At 44.6% G+C, this 16,267-nt stretch carries 18 protein-coding genes; 10 read left to right on the top strand and 8 right to left on the bottom strand.

The annotated features are described in order from the left end of the window. Window positions 1-3: 3 nt before the first annotated feature. Genes flhB through R7F67_RS03625 form a run of 6 tightly spaced genes read right to left on the bottom strand, consistent with a single transcriptional unit; the run spans window position 4 to window position 4,148 of the window. On the bottom strand, window positions 4-1,131 hold the full coding sequence (gene flhB, locus R7F67_RS03600) for a flagellar biosynthesis protein FlhB (RefSeq protein ID WP_005375025.1): 1,128 nt from the start codon (window positions 1,129-1,131) through the stop codon (window positions 4-6). Further along, entirely contained in the window at window positions 1,128-1,904 is a 777-nt protein-coding gene (fliR, locus tag R7F67_RS03605) for a flagellar biosynthetic protein FliR (RefSeq protein WP_005375027.1), read from the bottom strand. The genes flhB and fliR overlap by 4 nt, the downstream gene beginning before the upstream one ends. Then, window positions 1,904-2,173, bottom strand: a complete 270-nt coding sequence (gene fliQ, locus R7F67_RS03610) for a flagellar biosynthesis protein FliQ (RefSeq protein WP_005375036.1) — start codon at window positions 2,171-2,173, stop codon at window positions 1,904-1,906. Before fliQ ends, fliR begins: the two co-directional genes overlap by 1 nt. Window positions 2,174-2,185: 12 nt before the next feature. Continuing rightward, window positions 2,186-2,944 carry a flagellar type III secretion system pore protein FliP gene (fliP, locus tag R7F67_RS03615; protein ID WP_005375037.1) on the bottom strand — a complete coding sequence of 253 codons (759 nt, stop codon included), beginning with the start codon at window positions 2,942-2,944 and terminating at the stop codon, window positions 2,186-2,188. Window positions 2,945-2,961: 17 nt separating this feature from the next. Continuing rightward, a complete protein-coding gene (gene fliN, locus R7F67_RS03620) occupies window positions 2,962-3,333 on the bottom strand; it encodes a flagellar motor switch protein FliN (RefSeq protein WP_005375038.1) in 372 nt (123 codons plus the stop codon). After that, window positions 3,330-4,148 carry a FliM/FliN family flagellar motor switch protein gene (locus R7F67_RS03625; RefSeq protein WP_005375039.1) on the bottom strand — a complete coding sequence of 273 codons (819 nt, stop codon included), beginning with the start codon at window positions 4,146-4,148 and terminating at the stop codon, window positions 3,330-3,332. Before R7F67_RS03625 ends, fliN begins: the two co-directional genes overlap by 4 nt. Before the next feature lie 379 nt (window positions 4,149-4,527). On the opposite strand from R7F67_RS03625, the gene R7F67_RS03630 reads away from it, so the two are divergent. From R7F67_RS03630 to fliJ, 8 genes are read left to right on the top strand one after another with little or no spacing between them, the layout of a single operon-like run. Next, window positions 4,528-5,547 carry an OmpA family protein gene (locus R7F67_RS03630; protein ID WP_182038059.1) on the top strand — a complete coding sequence of 340 codons (1,020 nt, stop codon included), beginning with the start codon at window positions 4,528-4,530 and terminating at the stop codon, window positions 5,545-5,547. Continuing rightward, complete coding sequence (locus R7F67_RS03635) at window positions 5,547-6,878, top strand: sigma-54 interaction domain-containing protein (RefSeq protein ID WP_017820535.1); 1,332 nt, start codon at window positions 5,547-5,549, stop codon at window positions 6,876-6,878. Before R7F67_RS03630 ends, R7F67_RS03635 begins: the two co-directional genes overlap by 1 nt. 15 nt (window positions 6,879-6,893) lie before the next feature. After that, complete coding sequence (gene fliE / locus R7F67_RS03640; RefSeq protein WP_005375045.1) at window positions 6,894-7,250, top strand: flagellar hook-basal body complex protein FliE; 357 nt, start codon at window positions 6,894-6,896, stop codon at window positions 7,248-7,250. A gap of 3 nt (window positions 7,251-7,253) precedes the next feature. Further along, entirely contained in the window at window positions 7,254-9,005 is a 1,752-nt protein-coding gene (gene fliF / locus R7F67_RS03645; RefSeq protein WP_005384024.1) for a flagellar basal-body MS-ring/collar protein FliF, read from the top strand. Next, window positions 8,974-9,987 (top strand): flagellar motor switch protein FliG, encoded by a 1,014-nt coding sequence (locus tag R7F67_RS03650; protein WP_005375048.1) that lies wholly within the window; start codon window positions 8,974-8,976, stop codon window positions 9,985-9,987. Before fliF ends, R7F67_RS03650 begins: the two co-directional genes overlap by 32 nt. A 4-nt stretch (window positions 9,988-9,991) precedes the next feature. Next, entirely contained in the window at window positions 9,992-10,747 is a 756-nt protein-coding gene (gene fliH, locus R7F67_RS03655) for a flagellar assembly protein FliH (protein WP_017820534.1), read from the top strand. Beyond that, entirely contained in the window at window positions 10,740-12,086 is a 1,347-nt protein-coding gene (fliI, locus tag R7F67_RS03660) for a flagellar protein export ATPase FliI (RefSeq protein ID WP_206958285.1), read from the top strand. The genes fliH and fliI overlap by 8 nt, the downstream gene beginning before the upstream one ends. A gap of 24 nt (window positions 12,087-12,110) precedes the next feature. Further along, complete coding sequence (gene fliJ, locus R7F67_RS03665; RefSeq protein WP_193837775.1) at window positions 12,111-12,551, top strand: flagellar export protein FliJ; 441 nt, start codon at window positions 12,111-12,113, stop codon at window positions 12,549-12,551. A gap of 16 nt (window positions 12,552-12,567) precedes the next feature. Here fliJ and R7F67_RS03670 read toward each other — a convergent pair whose 3' ends face one another. Next, window positions 12,568-13,626: a S1 family peptidase gene (locus R7F67_RS03670; protein ID WP_213965068.1), complete on the bottom strand. Its 1,059-nt coding sequence runs from the start codon at window positions 13,624-13,626 to the stop codon at window positions 12,568-12,570. A 73-nt stretch (window positions 13,627-13,699) separates the two neighbouring features. Continuing rightward, entirely contained in the window at window positions 13,700-14,593 is an 894-nt protein-coding gene (locus R7F67_RS03675; RefSeq protein ID WP_053307935.1) for a LysR substrate-binding domain-containing protein, read from the bottom strand. 128 nt (window positions 14,594-14,721) lie between these two features. Here R7F67_RS03675 and R7F67_RS03680 point away from each other — a divergent pair, with 128 nt between their 5' ends. Together R7F67_RS03680 and R7F67_RS03685 are read left to right on the top strand one after the other, a co-directional pair. Next, window positions 14,722-15,645, top strand: a complete 924-nt coding sequence (locus R7F67_RS03680; protein ID WP_017820531.1) for a DMT family transporter — start codon at window positions 14,722-14,724, stop codon at window positions 15,643-15,645. Window positions 15,646-15,744: 99 nt separating this feature from the next. Beyond that, on the top strand, window positions 15,745-16,191 hold the full coding sequence (locus tag R7F67_RS03685; RefSeq protein ID WP_005375065.1) for an SRPBCC family protein: 447 nt from the start codon (window positions 15,745-15,747) through the stop codon (window positions 16,189-16,191). The last annotated feature ends 76 nt before the right edge of the window (window positions 16,192-16,267 follow it).

Below are 16,267 nucleotides of genomic sequence, written 5' to 3' on the forward strand. Positions count from 1 at the left end.
TAATCAGTGCTGCAAATGTTTTGGAATCGAAAAATGAGGTAAAGGAATTGGCTCTTTTCCCTCACCTTTACGAAAGGCTTTCAATTGCAAAACGTAAGTAAGAATATGTGCCACTGCGATGTACAGTTGGCTTGGGATTGCTTGTTCAATCGCCGTCGTGTGATAAATCGAACGGGTAAGTGGCGGGGAGTTAATGATTTCCACTTTGTTTTCTCGGGCGATACGTTGAATGTGCATAGCGGTTTCGTCTACACCTTTTGCGACGACAAAGGGCGCGTCAGAAAGTGAAGGCTCGTATTTCAGTGCGACTGCATAGTGCGTTGGGTTAGTGATGATCACGTCAGCCGTCGGCACCATTTTATCGATCTTACGGCGCGCAAACTGTTGCTGTATTTGACGAATACGTTGCTTTACTTCCGGACGACCTTCATTATTTTTAAATTCCTCTTTCAATTCTTGTTTCGTCATGCGGAGTTCTTTTAGGTGTTCCCAACGCTGATAAGGAATGTCGATAACCCCAAATAACAACAAGGCGAAGCCCATTAAGAGTAAGCCTTCAAACAGAATTGACATTACTAGAGAAAAACCTTGGCTGAGCGGGAGATTTTGCATGCCAAGTAATGGCTGTAAGTGGTTGTCTAAATAGCCATATAAGATGCCGAATATCACGGCTACTTTGAACGTTGACTTTAAGAGCTCAACCACTGAGCGGGTCGAAAAAATGCGCTTTATCCCGCTCAAAGGATTAATTTTGCTGAGCTTTGGCATTACGTTCGCGGGACGGAACATCCAGCCGCCTAGCACAAGGCTACTACCACAGGTCACGATAATAATGACGGTAAACAATGGTAATAGCATGTCGATGATGACCGCTAAACTTTGTCCCAATTGCTCGACAAGTTGTTTAGGATTTTCTAGGTCGGCTCGCGTCAGCATCATGTTGTAGCGAAAGATACCCGACATGCTTTCCCAAATACTATTAAGCTGAGAGTAAAAGTAGAGCGCCACCGCTAGAAATATCACCGCAGTAGTAAACTCTTTCGCGCGAGGAATTTGTCCTTCCTGGCGGGCTTTCTTTACCTTCTGCGGTGAGGCTTTTTCAGTTTTGTCTTGAGAAGATTGATCGCTCATGCTCCCCCCAACATAAAGTTACTCAAGTGTCTAATGGTGTCGTGAACGAGCGCCGTGTAGCGACCAGGAACACCAGAAACTGAGATTAATACGCTGAATAGACCCAGCAGCATCGTCATAGGAAAACCTAACGCATAGACATTAAGTGATGGTGCGGCTCGGTTCATTACACCAAAACTGATGTTGGCTAGAAGCATGGAAACAATAGCGGGCAAAGCCAAAGCGAGTGAAGAGGCAAACATCCAACCGAAAATATTGACAACACCTTGCAGAGAAAGCGATGTGATACCAGATCCGACTGGCCAAACAACAAAGCTTTGAATCACGATATCTATGACGAGTAAGTGTCCTTCTAGCGCGAGGAACAACAAGGTTGAGAAAATCAGAAATATGCGTCCCAAAATGGCGACAGAAAGCCCGTTAATAGGATCATTCATCATCGCCATACCTAAGCCCATTTGCAGAGAAATCACCTGACCAAGCATGGTGAAAACGTTAAAGAGCATGTGCAAAATTAACCCAAACATTACCCCCCAAATAGCTTGCTCAAAAGCAAGGAACAGGGAAGTCATAGAGAATAATTCGACTTGTGGCATTGGTGGCATTAACGGTCCAGTAATGACAACGATCGAGAGGGCCAGTAAAGTACGAACCCAAACAGGAATAATTGCATCACCAAAGAAAGGCATTGAAATAAATACGGCTCCCACACGAAAAAACGGCCACCAGAGTTGACCGAGTATCGCCGAGAGCTCTGCAAATGTGATGGCCATTAGCCAATCATCCCTGGTATGTTGTGGAACAAGAAATCAAACAGTTCCATGATCTTACGGAGCATCCAGTGACCTGCAAAAATCACCATTAATAAGGTAACGAGCAAACGTGGCAAAAAGCTGAGTGTTTGCTCGTTGATTTGTGTGGCAGCCTGAAATACGGCGATACACAAACCGACAATTAAGCCTGGAACAACCAATACGGCAACCATCAAAATGATCAGCCATACTGCATCGGAAAATAACGTTACGGTTAGTTCTGGGGTCATAACTGCTCCTAGTTAACCGAAGCTGGCAGATAAGGTGCCAACTGTCATTGCCCAACCATCCACGAGTACAAATACCACCAACTTAAAGGGAAGTGAGACAATTAAAGGTGATAGCATCATCATACCCATTGCCATCAGGACACTGGCGACAACCAAGTCGATGACCAAAAACGGGATGAAAAGCATAAAACCAATTTGGAAGGCGGTTTTTAGTTCACTAATGACAAATGCAGGCAAGACGACGGCAAATGAAATATCCTCAACGTTTTGGTCGAGAGGCTCATTGGCAATACGTAACATTTGTTCAAGAGAGCTTTGGTGCGTCTGTGCCAGCATGAACTCTCTCACTGGTTTCTCTGCAACAGAAAAAGCCTGTATTAGCGTGATTTCGCCGTTGTCGTATGGCTGAAACGCATTTTCATAAATATCGCTCCAGACAGGGCGCATAATCAGCAACGTCAATGCGAGAGCGATCCCGACCAACACTCTGTTAGGTGGGCTTTGTTGAAGACCAAGAGCTTGGCGCAAAATCGCAAGGACAACGACAATTCGAGTAAAGCTCGTCGCCATCAAAATAAATGCTGGAAGAAAACTGAGCGCCGTCATCAACAACAGAATTTGCAGTTTAACGCTGTATTCTTGTTGTGTGTCGCCATCAGAAACGGACAAGATAGTTAAGCCGTTGTCAGCCGCCATTGTTGGGAAAGCAAACAAAAGTGACACCAATACCAAAAGAGGTAACCAACGGTGCCAAGCGCTCAGATTTTTCATTGTGTGCCTACCTAAGATTATTGACCAACGCCACTCAATGCAGAGTCATGTACATCGATCAGACGAAGTCCATACTTATCATTGACAACGACAACTTCAGCGTGGCCCATAAGAGAACCGTTTACTTTCACGTCTAAAGGCTCGCCATTGAGCTTTTCCAACTCGATAACCGTGCCTTCACCTGCTTTCATTAAGTCCCCAAGTGGGATCTCCTTACTCGCAACTTCCAGCGTGACTGTGACAGGAATGCTTTTGAAAAAGCTAAGGTCACGTTCCGCAGTGGCTGGTTCTTGTTGGAGCGTATCTTCGGCTTCAAAGTCTTCTAATTGAAAATCATCAAAGTTCAGTTCTTCTGCGTCGAATGCATTAGTTTCTAGCGCTTCGCTCATCGCTGCGGTTCCTTATCAGGGTTAAAGATCAAAACAAGTTGGCCGTCTTGCTCGGCAATACGACCTGTAAATAGAGATTGGTTGCCAATGCTTACTGGAACCGTGTTAAGAAGCTCAATAGGTAAAATATCGTTGGGTTGTAAGCCAACCACATCACTTAAAGGCATCTTCTTTTTACTTAGAACAACGTTCAGTCGAACGGGGGTCGTCTCTAAAGAACGACAGAAAGGTTGAAACAAATCGGTATCAGGCTGCAGTTCAAGCTGCTCGATTAGCGTTTGAATAAGATGACCATCTAGCTTGAGATGAATTGAGCCTTGATGATCGTCAAACGCAATGTTTAATTGAACGTTAATGCCAATACCTCTAGGGGTCTCATACTCACCCGTGTCCCACATTTCACCAGGAGCAAGCCAACCGATGATGATTCGACTGATGCGCTCTTGTAAACGTAAGTCACTGGCCGTCAGAGTAGCGGCTGAGCGCTCTGCACTTGCACCATAAAATCTATCAGCCAACTTTATTAGCGTGTGAGGGTTACCATGGATGAATACCATGCCGCCTTCCTGATGTTGATAGGTCGACGTTTGCTCTTTGTCCATCTCAACCGATGTAAAGCGGTGCAAGTCTACTGAGGTTAAGCTAGCTTCCACTTTTCCTGTGCTGAGCCAATTTTGTAATTCAGTCGTAAGGTTTGAGCAAGATTCTGAAATTAAATTATCGAGCTTCTCACGAATGATATGAATAGGTTTGCCTAATAATTCTACATCAAGTAGTTGACTATCAGAAATAGGCTCGCTAACTCTATTTTCCATTTATATTTTACCGTGCGTTAACAATCGAAAGTGTTTTAACTTAATGGCGTGTAGTCTACACAGAAATTTTAATGATCTTTTAGCTCCAAACTCTAAGATTGTGACTTTAGTTCACATGTTGCTTTGTTCATATAGTCATAATCTTTTAATGAAATTTAAAAAGAGTTAGTTTTCTTTATAAATCGCTTAATAAATAAAATAACAATGTTGAGCGTTTTAGTTGTTATGGATTTTTTAAATTGCCTTTATGGCGTAACAATAACTTCAAATAAATAAATTATAAGATACTGTTTTTTATGCTTAAAGCTTCCGACGGAGGCTAAGCGTGCTCTCTTGAGCGTTTTGTAAACAATTTTAATATTCAGAATAGGTAATTAAAATGATTAGCTATGCCAGTTCTCTCGGCTTGGTGGCATATTTAATTAAACGGTTTAAGTCATGGGAATGTAAGATATACATGAATCATGTCCGTTTGATAATTTGTAACACAATTATTGTTATCAGTTTTATTTTTTCAAAAGTGTCATATTCAGAAGAAGTCTTAACAATCCCTATGGACCTCTCTAAATGGACATATGAGGGAAATAAATTCAAATGCAACTTGTTGCAATCAAATAATGACTATGGGAAGTTTTATTTCCTAGCGGAACCTAATAATAAATTCTATTTTATTTCCGATATAGAATATGAAAACAATAAATGGAAAACGATTGCTTTAACAACTCAAAATGCTCCTTGGAGTGATGAGCTTTATAGAAAAGAATTTGGTTCCCTTGAATTTACTAAGCCGTCTCAGCGTTTCATCTTTAATAAAGGCGCTGAAGAATTCATGGATTCAATTGCTTCGGGCAGTTGGGTGACGCTGTCACTTAAAGGAAGTAATGCTTCCTCTGTTTCAGAGATTGTGATTCCTACTCTTCAAATTCAAAACGCATTGAAATCATTTAATGCGTGTCGCGCGCGATTGCCTAAATTGTCTTTTTCAGAGGCAAGGGATATGGCGCTCTCATTTGAGTTTGGTCAGAAGACGTTAAGTCGTGGACAGAAAGCAACACTAGAAGCGCTGTATAGCTATGTATCTGTGGATGATCGAGTGACCAAAATCCTCATCGACGGTCACACCGATAACGTTGGTTCAAGTTTAACGAACCTTTCTGTGTCACGTACTCGAGCAGAGCAAGTCACCAATGCTTTGATTGAGCTTGGGGTCGACGAGTCGATGATCGAAACACGAGCTCATGGTTCACGTTACCCAATTGCCAGCAATAACTCGGTTAATGGCCAAGCAAAAAACCGACGTGTCACCCTGCGTTTAGTGAGGGACAACGAGTATACGGCTACGAAACACCACCCAGATCTACAATCACAAAATCAACAAACGAAAGTTAAGGTTCAATGATGACGAAAACGAAAATTTTGTTGGTTGAGCCAAATGAAGCTCTTGCTCAACCAGTATTGGATGTGTTGCAAAATGCAGGTTACACCGCGAAACACACTCGTACTGGTCGAGGCGCTTTGCTTGAAGAGCGAGCAGAAATCACTTTAGTGAGCTCTACGCTGCCGGATATGTGTGTTCGTGAGTTTGTCGCGTGTCACCAAAAGCAGCGAAATTCGGGTGTTGTTATTGCGATTGTCGATCAAGAACAAGGCATCTTGGCTGCTGAGACGATGAAAGCGGGCGCTACTGATTATCTATTACGCCCATTTGAATCTAATCAGTTGGTTAATCTGCTTAAACGTGTTGAAGCGTTAGGTAAGCCAATGGCCAACATTGTTGCGGAGTCTTGGAGAAGCAAACAAGTTCTGCAATTGGCGCATCGTGCAGCATGTACTAACGCGAGTGTGCTTATTACAGGTGAATCGGGAACGGGTAAAGAAGTGCTGGCGCGATATGTGCATGAGCACTCTCCGCGTATCAATGGTCCATTTGTGGCGGTTAACTGCGCCGCCATTCCAGAGTCAATGTTAGAGGCTGTGCTATTCGGTCATGTAAAAGGCGCGTTCACCGGAGCGACAAATTCTCAAAGCGGTAAGTTTGAAGAAGCAAATGGCGGGACGATTCTGCTTGACGAGATTGGTGAAATGTCACCTGCGGTTCAAGCGAAATTGTTACGCGTCCTTCAAGAGCGTGAAGTAGAACGTGTTGGTAGCCATAAAGCCGTTCAGCTCGATATTCGTGTTATTGCGGCAACCAACAAAGACTTACGTGAGGAAGTTCAAAAAGGCACGTTCCGTGAAGATCTTTATTATCGATTAGATGTGCTGCCTCTGCACTGGCCGCCTTTGCGTGAAAGAAAAGAGGACATTCTACCAATTAGCCAATTCTTTATTGAAAAGTATCAAGATAGCAGCCGCTGTCACCTATCCCAAGATGCGATTAGTGCGCTGAGTCAGTATCACTGGCCGGGCAATATTCGTGAGTTGGAAAATGTCATTCAACGCGCTTTGGTCATGCGTCATGGTGATTACATTACAGCCCATGACCTGATGCTGCCTATTGAGCTTGTCGCGTCAGTTCCTACAGCAGAGCCAACTGCAAGTTTTGGTCATGTAGAAGCGAAGAAGCAAGCTGAATATCAGTTTATTTTGGAAAAGTTACGTCAGTTTGGTGGAAACCGAACGAAAACCGCAAACGCGCTTGGAGTCTCTACTCGAGCGCTACGCTACAAGCTCGCAGCAATGCGAGAACATGGTATTGATTTACAGTCGGCACTAGGCTCGGCTGCCTAATAGGAGAAAAAATAGATGGCAAGTCAACCTACTCATGCGGTCTCGGCAGAGCAACTTATGTTGTCAAAAATGCAGGCGATGCAGGCACAAGTGCAGCCGCCAGAGTTTATCGTGAGTGCAAATCCTTTAGATCAACAATCACTAAACGCACCTTTATCGTTCTCACAAGCGATGACAAATGTGTTGGATACAGTGAATCAACATCAATCAGTGGCTAGTCAAAAAATGACGGCCGTAGAAACAGGAAAAAGTGATGACCTAGTTGGTGCAATGGTCGCGAGCCAAAAAGCCAGCTTGTCCTTTAATGCTTTGATGCAAGTGCGCAACAAAGTCGTGACCTCATTTGAAGATATTATGAAGATGCCGGTGTAATTCATGTCAGAACTAACCCCCCAAGTCGCCGGAAACACAGCTATGGCTACCGGCACAGCACAGACATTTTCTACTGCCAACGGCATGGACGATGTGACAACGAAGCTGAAGCAAATCTGGTCTAGCAGTCAGAGAAACTTAGTGCTATCTGCGGTGTTAGCTGCGATTGTTGCAGCGATTATTGTGGTTGCACTATGGAGTTCCTCGCAGAGCTTTCGTCCGCTCTATAGCCAACAAGAGCGTTTTGATATCGGCGAAATTGTGTCGGTATTAGAAAGCGAAGGCGTAAGCTACCGCATGCAAGAGCAAAATGGACAAGTTCTTGTACCAGAAGGTGAGGTTGCGAAGGTGCGCATGTTGCTTGCATCAAAAGGTGTTAAAGCTAAGCTGCCGACAGGTTTGGATTCGCTCAAGGAAGATAGCTCTCTTGGTACGAGCCAATTTATGGAAACGGCGCGTTATCGTCATGGTTTAGAAGGTGAGTTAGTACGTACTATCATGTCTTTGAACTCAGTAGCGAACGCGCGTGTTCATTTAGCAATACCTCGTCAAACTCTATTCGTCCGCCAAAACAGTGAGAATCCTTCAGCATCTGTCATGCTTGAGCTCAAACCTGGTGAAGACTTAAAGCCTGAACAAGTTGAAGCGATCATTAACCTAGTGGTCGGCAGTGTCACGGCAATGAAGCCAGAATTTGTTTCTGTCATTGACCAGTATGGCCGTCTTCTTAGTGCGGATGTCGCTTCTGCGGAAGCTGGTAAAGTAAATGCGAAATATCTTGAATACCAGAAGAGTGTTGAAAAACAGATCATCCAACGCGCAGCAGATATGCTTACGCCGATTGTGGGGCCGAGTAACTTCCGAGTACAAGTCGCTGCCGATCTGGACTTTAGCCAAGTTGAAGAAACACAAGAAATTTTGGATAACGCACCGGTTGTGCGTAATGAGCACACAATTCATAACAACTCGGTTGATCAAATTGCGTTGGGTGTTCCTGGTTCTCTAAGTAACCAACCGCCAGTGACAGGATCTGGTGAAGTGGAAACGAACGATAGCCAAAACACGAATGCGCGATCTGAAGTGAATCGTCAATATGCTGTAGGGAGCAGTGTTCGTCGTACTCAATACCAACAAGGCCAAATAGAAAAGCTTAGTGTATCGGTTCTGTTGAACTCCAAAGCTTCGCCAGATGGTGTGGCGTGGAGTGAAGCCGATAAAGAGCAAATCTCAAACATGATCATGGATGCTGTTGGTATCTCTGCCACACGTGGTGACAGCTTAAGTTTAATGAGTTTCAACTTCACCCCAATCGAAATTGATGCTCCTCCTGCACTGCCGTGGTGGCAAGACCCTACAGTACAGCAGCCAATACGCTACGTTATTGGTGGCTTGTTAGGCTTGGCGATGATCTTCTTCGTACTGCGTCCATTAATCATGCACCTAACTGGCGTTGATAAACCTGTGCCTGAGCTAAATTTTGCTGAGCCTCAGGAAGAACCTGACTACGAAAACTTGCAAACGCGTGAAGAGCGCGAGCATGAAGAAGTACTTGATCGCCGCCTATCTGAAAAAGGCATCTCAGCCTCTTCAGGTTTAGATGTAAACAGCGACATGCTACCACCAGCAGGTTCGCCATTAGAAATTCAATTGAAACACCTACAGCTTATTGCTAATGAAGAGCCAGAGCGCGTAGCCGAAATACTGAAACAATGGGTAAACATCAATGAACACAGTTCTATCAAAGCAGACGCTTAGTTATGTTGAACAAACCGCGCTCGTGCTATTAGGCATGGGCGAGGATGCCGCAGCGAAGGTTTTGCAACACTTTAGCCGTGATGAAACCCAGCGTGTGACTCGTGCAATGGCGAAGTTAAATGGCATTAAGAGCGATTCTGCTCGTGGTGTTATTCAAACTTTCTTTGAAGATTTCCGTGAGCACAGCGGTATTCGAGGAGCCTCTAAGGAATACCTATCTAATACATTGCGTAAAGCATTGGGTAACGATTTGGCAAAAGGGTTATTAAATACCTTATATGGCGATGAAATTCGCAACAATATGCAGCGCTTACAGTGGGTGGAAGCAGAAACTCTCGCTCGTTTCATTGTGAACGAGCACCCACAAATGCAAGCAATTTTTCTAGCGTATTTGCCAGCAGACAGCTCTTCAGCGGTATTGAAGCACTTGCCACAAGATTACCATGACGAAATCTTGTTCCGTATTGCTCAATTGCAAGATATCGATCATCAAGTTGCCGTTGATTTGCATGAACTCGTTGAGCGTTGCATCGAAAAAGTATCCGCAAGTCAAAGCACGCCGTTATCAGGTGTTAAGCAAGCAGCAGATATCATTAACCGCTTTGAAGGTGACCGTGGTTCATTGATGGAAATGCTGAAGTTGCATGATGAAGATGTTGTTAATGCAATTGAAGAAAACATGTTCGACTTTATGGTTCTTGGCCGACAACGCGAAGAAACTATGGACATGTTGGTGCAGCAAATCCCGCTAGAGTTGTGGGCTGTTGCGCTAAAAGGTTCCGATATTACCTTACAACAAGCTATTAAGCGTTCAATGCCGCAACGTATGGTGAAAGCGCTAGAAGATGACATGGACGCACGCGGTGCTGTTGCGTTAAGTCGAGTTCAAAAAGCACGTCAAGACATCATGCAAATGGTACGTGAGCTGGATGAATCTGGTGAAGTTCAGCTGCTTCTCTATGAAGAGCCAACGGTGGAGTAAGGTCATGCTAGAGACAAAATCAAGTACTATGCGATTGCCTCCGAACGGGTATCGTTTACACCGTTTTCCGCCTTTAGCGCAACCTAAGACTATCGAAGACGAATTCGGGCTAGATAACCAAGGCTGGCAAGAACCTCAAATAGATATCCAACAGCAACTTGAAGAAGGTTTTCAACAAGGTTTGCAACAAGGACATGAGGAAGGCTTACGCCAAGGTATCGAACAGGGCAAGCAACAAGGTCTGTTGGAAGGCCAAAAAGAAGGTTTCCAAAAAGGCTTTGTTTCCGGTGAGCAGTCTGGAAAGCAAGGCTTTTTGGAGGCGGCGAAGCCTGTCAATGAACTTTTTCACGCCCTTTCTCGTTGGCAAGATGAAAAAGAACAGCAACAACGCCATATGATTTGTGAACTGGTACAAAAGGTAGCTCAGCAAGTGATTCGTGCCGAGCTCACTTTAATGCCTCAGCAGATCCTAGCTTTGGTGGACGAGACATTGTCTGCCATGCCTGGTAAAGCGGAAACAGTAACTGTGCATTTAAATCCGCAAGATTTAGAGCGCATTACTCACATCAATGCTGATTTGCCGCAATCTTGGAAACTGGTCCCTAATACGGAGCTTCCTATTGGTGGCTGTCAGTTAGTGACTGATGACGCAGAAGCGGATGCGAGCTGCGACTCTCGTTTGGAAGCCTGTATGGACAATGTAAAGCAACACCTTTTGGATGAAGTCAGTATTCCACAGGTAGAGTCTGAGCATGAGTAATACCCTAAGCCATGAACTATTAAGTGAGCGTTTGAGCGAAGCCTTGGCTTCGCTTGATTCAATCCCTGTAGCTCGCGTAACAGGGCGGTTGATAAAAGTAAACGGCTTAATGTTACAAGCCGTAGGGTGTCGGTTTAAGCTTGAGCAGCGTTGTCTCGTAGAAACCGCGGAAGGCGATATGATCGAAGCGCAAGTTGTGGGCTTTGAACACACTATTGCTTACCTCATGCCTATCCGCCGTTTAGGTGGTCTGTTTGCAGGTGCAAAAGTCATCCCTCTTGATGGTGACAGTACCGTGCAGCTAAGCTCTCAGTGGTTAGGACGCGTACTGAATGGTTTAGGTGAGCCGTTAGATGACGGGGCACCGCTTAAGGGGGGAGATCGAGTTTCACTTGAACCAAAACCGATTAACCCACTGAAGCGACGCCCAGTTGATACACCACTCAACGTAGGCGTGCGAGCGATTAATGGACTATTGACGGTAGGCAAAGGCCAACGTATTGGTTTGATGGCTGGCAGTGGCGTCGGTAAAAGTGTGTTAATGGGGATGATCACCAAAAACACGGAGGCCGATGTAATTGTGGTCGGGCTTATCGGTGAGCGAGGCAGAGAAGTACGTGAGTTCATCGAGAGAAACTTAACCCCAGAAGCGCGCAAGAAAGCGATCATTATCGCGGCTCCTGCTGATGAATCCCCGCTAATGAGGTTAAGAGCGACACTACTTTGTCATCGCGTTTCAGAGTATTTCCGAGACCAAGGCAAAGACGTTCTACTTCTAATGGACTCTCTAACCCGATACGCCATGGCACAGCGCGAAATCGCTCTTTCGCTCGGTGAGCCTCCAGCTTCTCGTGGTTATCCGCCCTCAGTCTTCAGCGTGTTACCTCAACTCCTAGAGCGAGCGGGTAACAGTGAAAATCAACATGGTAGCTTAACGGCAATTTATACCGTATTGGCAGAAGGGGACGACCAACAAGATCCTGTCGTGGATTCCGCGCGCGCCATCTTAGATGGGCATGTCGTTTTATCGCGTCAACTGGCTGAGCAAGGGCATTATCCCGCGATAGATATCAACGCGTCTATTAGCCGTTGTATGAATACTTGTACGCAGGCCGCACACAGCACGATTGCGAATAACTTCCGTCAAATGTACTCCAACTACCTTCAGGTTAAAGAGTTACTGCCATTAGGGGGTTATCAACCAGGACAAGATCCTGAGTTAGATCAATCTGTTGCTATGTATCCAAATTTGCGTGCATATCTACAACAAGCTGCCAGCGAGTCTGTAGATTACCCAACCAGTTTGACCGAGCTCGCGCAGCTTTTTCAAAGTGCTTAATCAAATGGGAGTGGCAAGGCTGAAATGAAATCCAAGTTAAAAGCCGTAGGCAAGTTACAGCAAATGGAAGAAAAACAGCGTGATCGTGTGGGTCAACAACTTGATGCCATGCGTCAGCGTCACTCCCATCTTTCAATGCAATTGGAACAGTTATCGGCGTTGAAAGGCCACGCTGGACAATCAACCCGAACCGGCCCGACGCTAACGAGCGCGGCCTTGATGAACTTTAATCGTGTTGACCAAATGCTACAAAGAATGCTTCGTCACCACGAGCAAGAGCAAGCCGTTATGCAAGCGGAATGTGCATTTGTACAGAAAACGCTAGAACACAAGCACGCACGCGTTCAAGGGTTAGAAAAAGTGCTTGAACGTTGGCGTACTAAGCAGAACTATGAAAAAGCGAAAAAAGAGCAAAAGATGATTGAAGACATCATTAACTCTCGCGTTAAGCGCAAGATATTATGATGTCTTGTTGACGCTACTAGGAGCGCGAATAATTTCTGCGGTGTCTTAGCCAACCAAACCAGCCTCCAAGCATGATCAACCCTGATCCGAGAGCACCGCCGCCACTGCTGCCGTTGTTACCAAAGCCAGATGTGTTGGTATCGACAGGCTCAAAGCCAGAGTCCCCTTCGCTATGATAATCTTCCGAACTTGCTAAGAGGGCGTTATAACTGGTTTTTACACCTGAGCTGGTTTGGGTCTCAATCCATGTTGCATAGTTCAAAATCTCGGTAAACACACTTGGAATCGCAGCGGATTCGCAAACTGAAGAACCGTAGCTCACAATGCCAATTTGCTGATACATGCCATTATTGTCTTGATAGGTGAGAGGACCGCCTGAGTCACCACGACAGATACCAGTGTAGCTTCGTTCAGGAAATCCATTCGCACATAAACTTTCCTGAGCGTTAAACCCTGTTACCAACGAAGCGCATTGGGTGTCGGTAAGGGGTTTTACTTCTGCCCAGCGTAAATAGTTAGGGGGGCTTTCATCATTGGTTGAGGTCTGACCTAAACCGAATATCTGATAAACTGACTTGCTGCTGTAGTCTCCAAAGTCTTGCGGTAAAGTGATGGATTGGACGTTATCGGTGATAGGTCTAGTCAATTCAAGGACAGCGATGTCATTAATCCATAAATCGCTAGGCACATAATCAGGATGAATCGTGATAGAGCGAACATCTTTGAATTCTTCAACAAACACGTCATTCATCGTAGGGTTTTTGACTAACACTCGTAGGTCGTTGATTGTCCAGCCGTCAGTAAAAACGCTTGGTTCTACGCAGTGAGCCGCAGTTAAAATGAAGCGGTCGTTTACAATGGTTCCCCCACAAATATTGGCAAACTGATTAGCGCCAGTTTTATGTAGAATAAGACGTGCAAAAAAAGGAAGTTGGTTTTGGGTAGCCTGCTGACCCCCAATAATTGCCGTGGAGATCCCTTGTTCTGAAAGGCGGTTATCATTTTCTACTTCTGCGGTCGCACTCAAAGATACTGCAAAACAGAGTGCGCTTAGCCATATTTGATACTGCTTCATAAACCATCCTTGGATGAAAAGTGCTCTTCTAACTTTATACTAGTTTTTCAGTGAATGTGCTTAACAAAAGTTTCTAATAGTTGAATGATTGTTGTAGCCAAGATCGCAACAGATGAAACGATTCAAGCTTTAGCTTGTGTGGCGGGCATACAAAGTAAAGCTGTTGATGAGGATTAATGACGGGTTCACCCAGCTCGATTAGCTGACCATATTTGATGTCATCCTTCACAAACAAGCGATGAGTGACCAATAACCCCAAACGACGAGTTGTGGCCTGGACGGCTTGTATCGACATGTTAAAAGTGATTGGTTTTTTATTTTTAGGTCGCTGGATACCCGTCGCGTCCTGCCACACGTTCCAGTCATTTTTTCTTCGCTCGTTAGTAACTTCAATGATGGGATACTGCTTTAAGAGTTGAGTGATGTTTGAGTCTTTTGTCTTCGCTATCAATTCAGGACTGCACACCAAAACCAGTTCATCTTCACTGAGCTTTTCGCAGTAGTAATCCTGCCATTCTTCGGGATTTCCATGCACCAAGGCCGCGTCGATACCTTCTTGTTCTAAATTGAATCTGCCAGACAGGTTTGATAAACGAACGTCTAATTGAGGAGCAAACCCTTGTAAATCTGACATTCGAGGAATCCACCAGTGAAGAGCCAATGAATTCACCATATTGAGCGTAACACGCTGCAAGTTCTGATCTTGGATGAGTGCTTCCGTTGCATCGACAATTTGCTCTAAAGCGGGTGCCACCTTTCTGTAATACTTTTTACCGTCCGCATTGAGTTGAACTTGTCTGCCTATGCGATCAAACAGAGGCTTGTTTACTTGACTCTCCAGCGATTTAATTGCCTGACTTACGGCTGAGTGGCTCACACTTAATATCTGTGCTGCTTCTGTCATGCTGCCAGACTCAGCTACTGCAACAAATGCGTAGATGGACTTTAAGGGGACTAGTTTCCGCATAATTTAAAAACCGTAGCTGGTGATAGATAAGTTAAACTGTAAGTTTTTCTTACATCAATGGTTAATATTACTCGCTATTTGCGATGAGTGATATCTTTTAAAATGCTCCATATATTAAGGAGTATTGAATGAATGCTGTAAATAAATCTATCCTTTTCATGTTGATGTCTACGTTAAGCTTATCTGTTACTGGACTGTTAGCAAAGCAGTTGTCAGGCGAACTTTCCGTCACACTATTTAGCTTCTTACGTTTTTTGGTGCCTGCGCTTATCTTGCTTATCTTACTTCGTGTGAAAAACCTTACCTTTCCTAAATCGGGCACGCTAAAGCCTATTTTATTGCGTGCTCTTTGTATCGGTTTGTCACAACTTTGCTTTATCGCGTCATTACAAACGTTAACGCTCGTTGAAGGGGTTGTGTTGTTTGCTACTGGCCCATTATTTATTCCCTTGGTTGAAAGGCTGTTCATGAGAGGGCGCATTCGTGTTTCAACATTGGCGGCTTTAGCAATGGCGTTCACTGGTGTGGTTATGTTGGCGGGCGGTGGAAGTGAGATTACATGGCGAGCGGATTTATTGCTCGGCTTGGCTGGTGGACTCTTCAATTCTGGTTCTCAGCTTACGTTATATAAAGTGAGTAAAACAAATATGTCGCCGCTAGAAATCAACTTTTGGGCGTTTGGTTTTGCTGCCGTATTTCTGTTGCCGCTAACTTTGTTTAATGACTTCGACGCGTTACTTAATATGAGTGTTATGGCGCCTGAGATTTCTTCAAATACGCTGTGGATCGGTATGATGTCTCTGATGATCATTAACACCCAAGTTTTTCGCTCCAAAGCATATAAACTGGCAAGCAGTGGCTCTCAACTTGCGCCACTCATTTTTACTAACTTATTGTTCACTGCGGTTTGGCAGAGCCTGTTTTTTGAAGACCGAATGAGTCAAAGTCAAATTGTCGGGATGAGTTTAATAGTGCTCGCAATCATACTGAACACATGTTGGATTCGTTTTACGGCGCATCGCAGTGGTGGTTTACAAGCGAGAACTTCTTAGTCTGTCGGAAAATGAAGGGGGCAGGTAGATAAATTGGTCGTGTGGTTTGATTTTTCTTGAGTATGGGCTAGCGTCAAGAAAGGTTCAGGGAGAGAAATCATGCTTACGCTAAATTATTACGTCGAAATTTCGGCGACACCGCAAAGAGTGTGGGAAGTGCTAACCGATGTTGAGTTGTATAAACGTTGGGCACAAGCCTTTTCACCGCAGTCTCAATTTGAAGGAGCTTGGGAAGAAGGAGGTGGCATCACTTTTTTTGATCCAGATATGGGCGGGACAAGGGCGATCATAGATACGGTGCTACCGCTTCAAAAACTTGAATTTCATCATGTTGCCATTTTTAATCCGGATAATCGTCAACAACTCGATGCTGACCTAGCATCTAGGTGGATCGGATCGCGAGAGATCTACCAGATCGATACCAACAACGATCGTTTACTACTCAATGTTACCATTCATACTCACAACGACTTTGTTTCCATGTTTAATCACGGATGGGAAAAAGCTTTACCCTTGATAAAAGCCATTAGTGAAGAGCAAGCTTAGGGTTCTTGCTTATCTTGGGCTGACGATGCGTTGCCTGAAGGTATACAATAGCACGCAAGATAGCGCACCTAAGAGA

This window comes from Vibrio sp. YT-17, from assembly GCF_033337375.1.
Lineage (GTDB): Bacteria > Pseudomonadota > Gammaproteobacteria > Enterobacterales > Vibrionaceae > Vibrio > Vibrio alginolyticus.

What these genes read in the sequence shown, in the direction of transcription:
- flhB (WP_005375025.1), bottom strand. Translation starts at nt 1,131, where the DNA reads ATGAGCGATCAATCTTCTCAAGACAAAACTGAAAAAGCCTCACCGCAG.
- fliR (WP_005375027.1), bottom strand. Translation starts at nt 1,904, where the DNA reads ATGGCCATCACATTTGCAGAGCTCTCGGCGATACTCGGTCAACTCTGG.
- fliQ (WP_005375036.1), bottom strand. Translation starts at nt 2,173, where the DNA reads ATGACCCCAGAACTAACCGTAACGTTATTTTCCGATGCAGTATGGCTG.
- fliP (WP_005375037.1), bottom strand. Translation starts at nt 2,944, where the DNA reads ATGAAAAATCTGAGCGCTTGGCACCGTTGGTTACCTCTTTTGGTATTG.
- fliN (WP_005375038.1), bottom strand. Translation starts at nt 3,333, where the DNA reads ATGAGCGAAGCGCTAGAAACTAATGCATTCGACGCAGAAGAACTGAAC.
- R7F67_RS03625 (WP_005375039.1), bottom strand. Translation starts at nt 4,148, where the DNA reads ATGGAAAATAGAGTTAGCGAGCCTATTTCTGATAGTCAACTACTTGAT.
- R7F67_RS03630 (WP_182038059.1), top strand. Translation starts at nt 4,528, where the DNA reads ATGATTAGCTATGCCAGTTCTCTCGGCTTGGTGGCATATTTAATTAAA.
- R7F67_RS03635 (WP_017820535.1), top strand. Translation starts at nt 5,547, where the DNA reads ATGACGAAAACGAAAATTTTGTTGGTTGAGCCAAATGAAGCTCTTGCT.
- fliE (WP_005375045.1), top strand. Translation starts at nt 6,894, where the DNA reads ATGGCAAGTCAACCTACTCATGCGGTCTCGGCAGAGCAACTTATGTTG.
- fliF (WP_005384024.1), top strand. Translation starts at nt 7,254, where the DNA reads ATGTCAGAACTAACCCCCCAAGTCGCCGGAAACACAGCTATGGCTACC.
- R7F67_RS03650 (WP_005375048.1), top strand. Translation starts at nt 8,974, where the DNA reads ATGAACACAGTTCTATCAAAGCAGACGCTTAGTTATGTTGAACAAACC.
- fliH (WP_017820534.1), top strand. Translation starts at nt 9,992, where the DNA reads ATGCTAGAGACAAAATCAAGTACTATGCGATTGCCTCCGAACGGGTAT.
- fliI (WP_206958285.1), top strand. Translation starts at nt 10,740, where the DNA reads ATGAGTAATACCCTAAGCCATGAACTATTAAGTGAGCGTTTGAGCGAA.
- fliJ (WP_193837775.1), top strand. Translation starts at nt 12,111, where the DNA reads ATGAAATCCAAGTTAAAAGCCGTAGGCAAGTTACAGCAAATGGAAGAA.
- R7F67_RS03670 (WP_213965068.1), bottom strand. Translation starts at nt 13,626, where the DNA reads ATGAAGCAGTATCAAATATGGCTAAGCGCACTCTGTTTTGCAGTATCT.
- R7F67_RS03675 (WP_053307935.1), bottom strand. Translation starts at nt 14,593, where the DNA reads ATGCGGAAACTAGTCCCCTTAAAGTCCATCTACGCATTTGTTGCAGTA.
- R7F67_RS03680 (WP_017820531.1), top strand. Translation starts at nt 14,722, where the DNA reads ATGAATGCTGTAAATAAATCTATCCTTTTCATGTTGATGTCTACGTTA.
- R7F67_RS03685 (WP_005375065.1), top strand. Translation starts at nt 15,745, where the DNA reads ATGCTTACGCTAAATTATTACGTCGAAATTTCGGCGACACCGCAAAGA.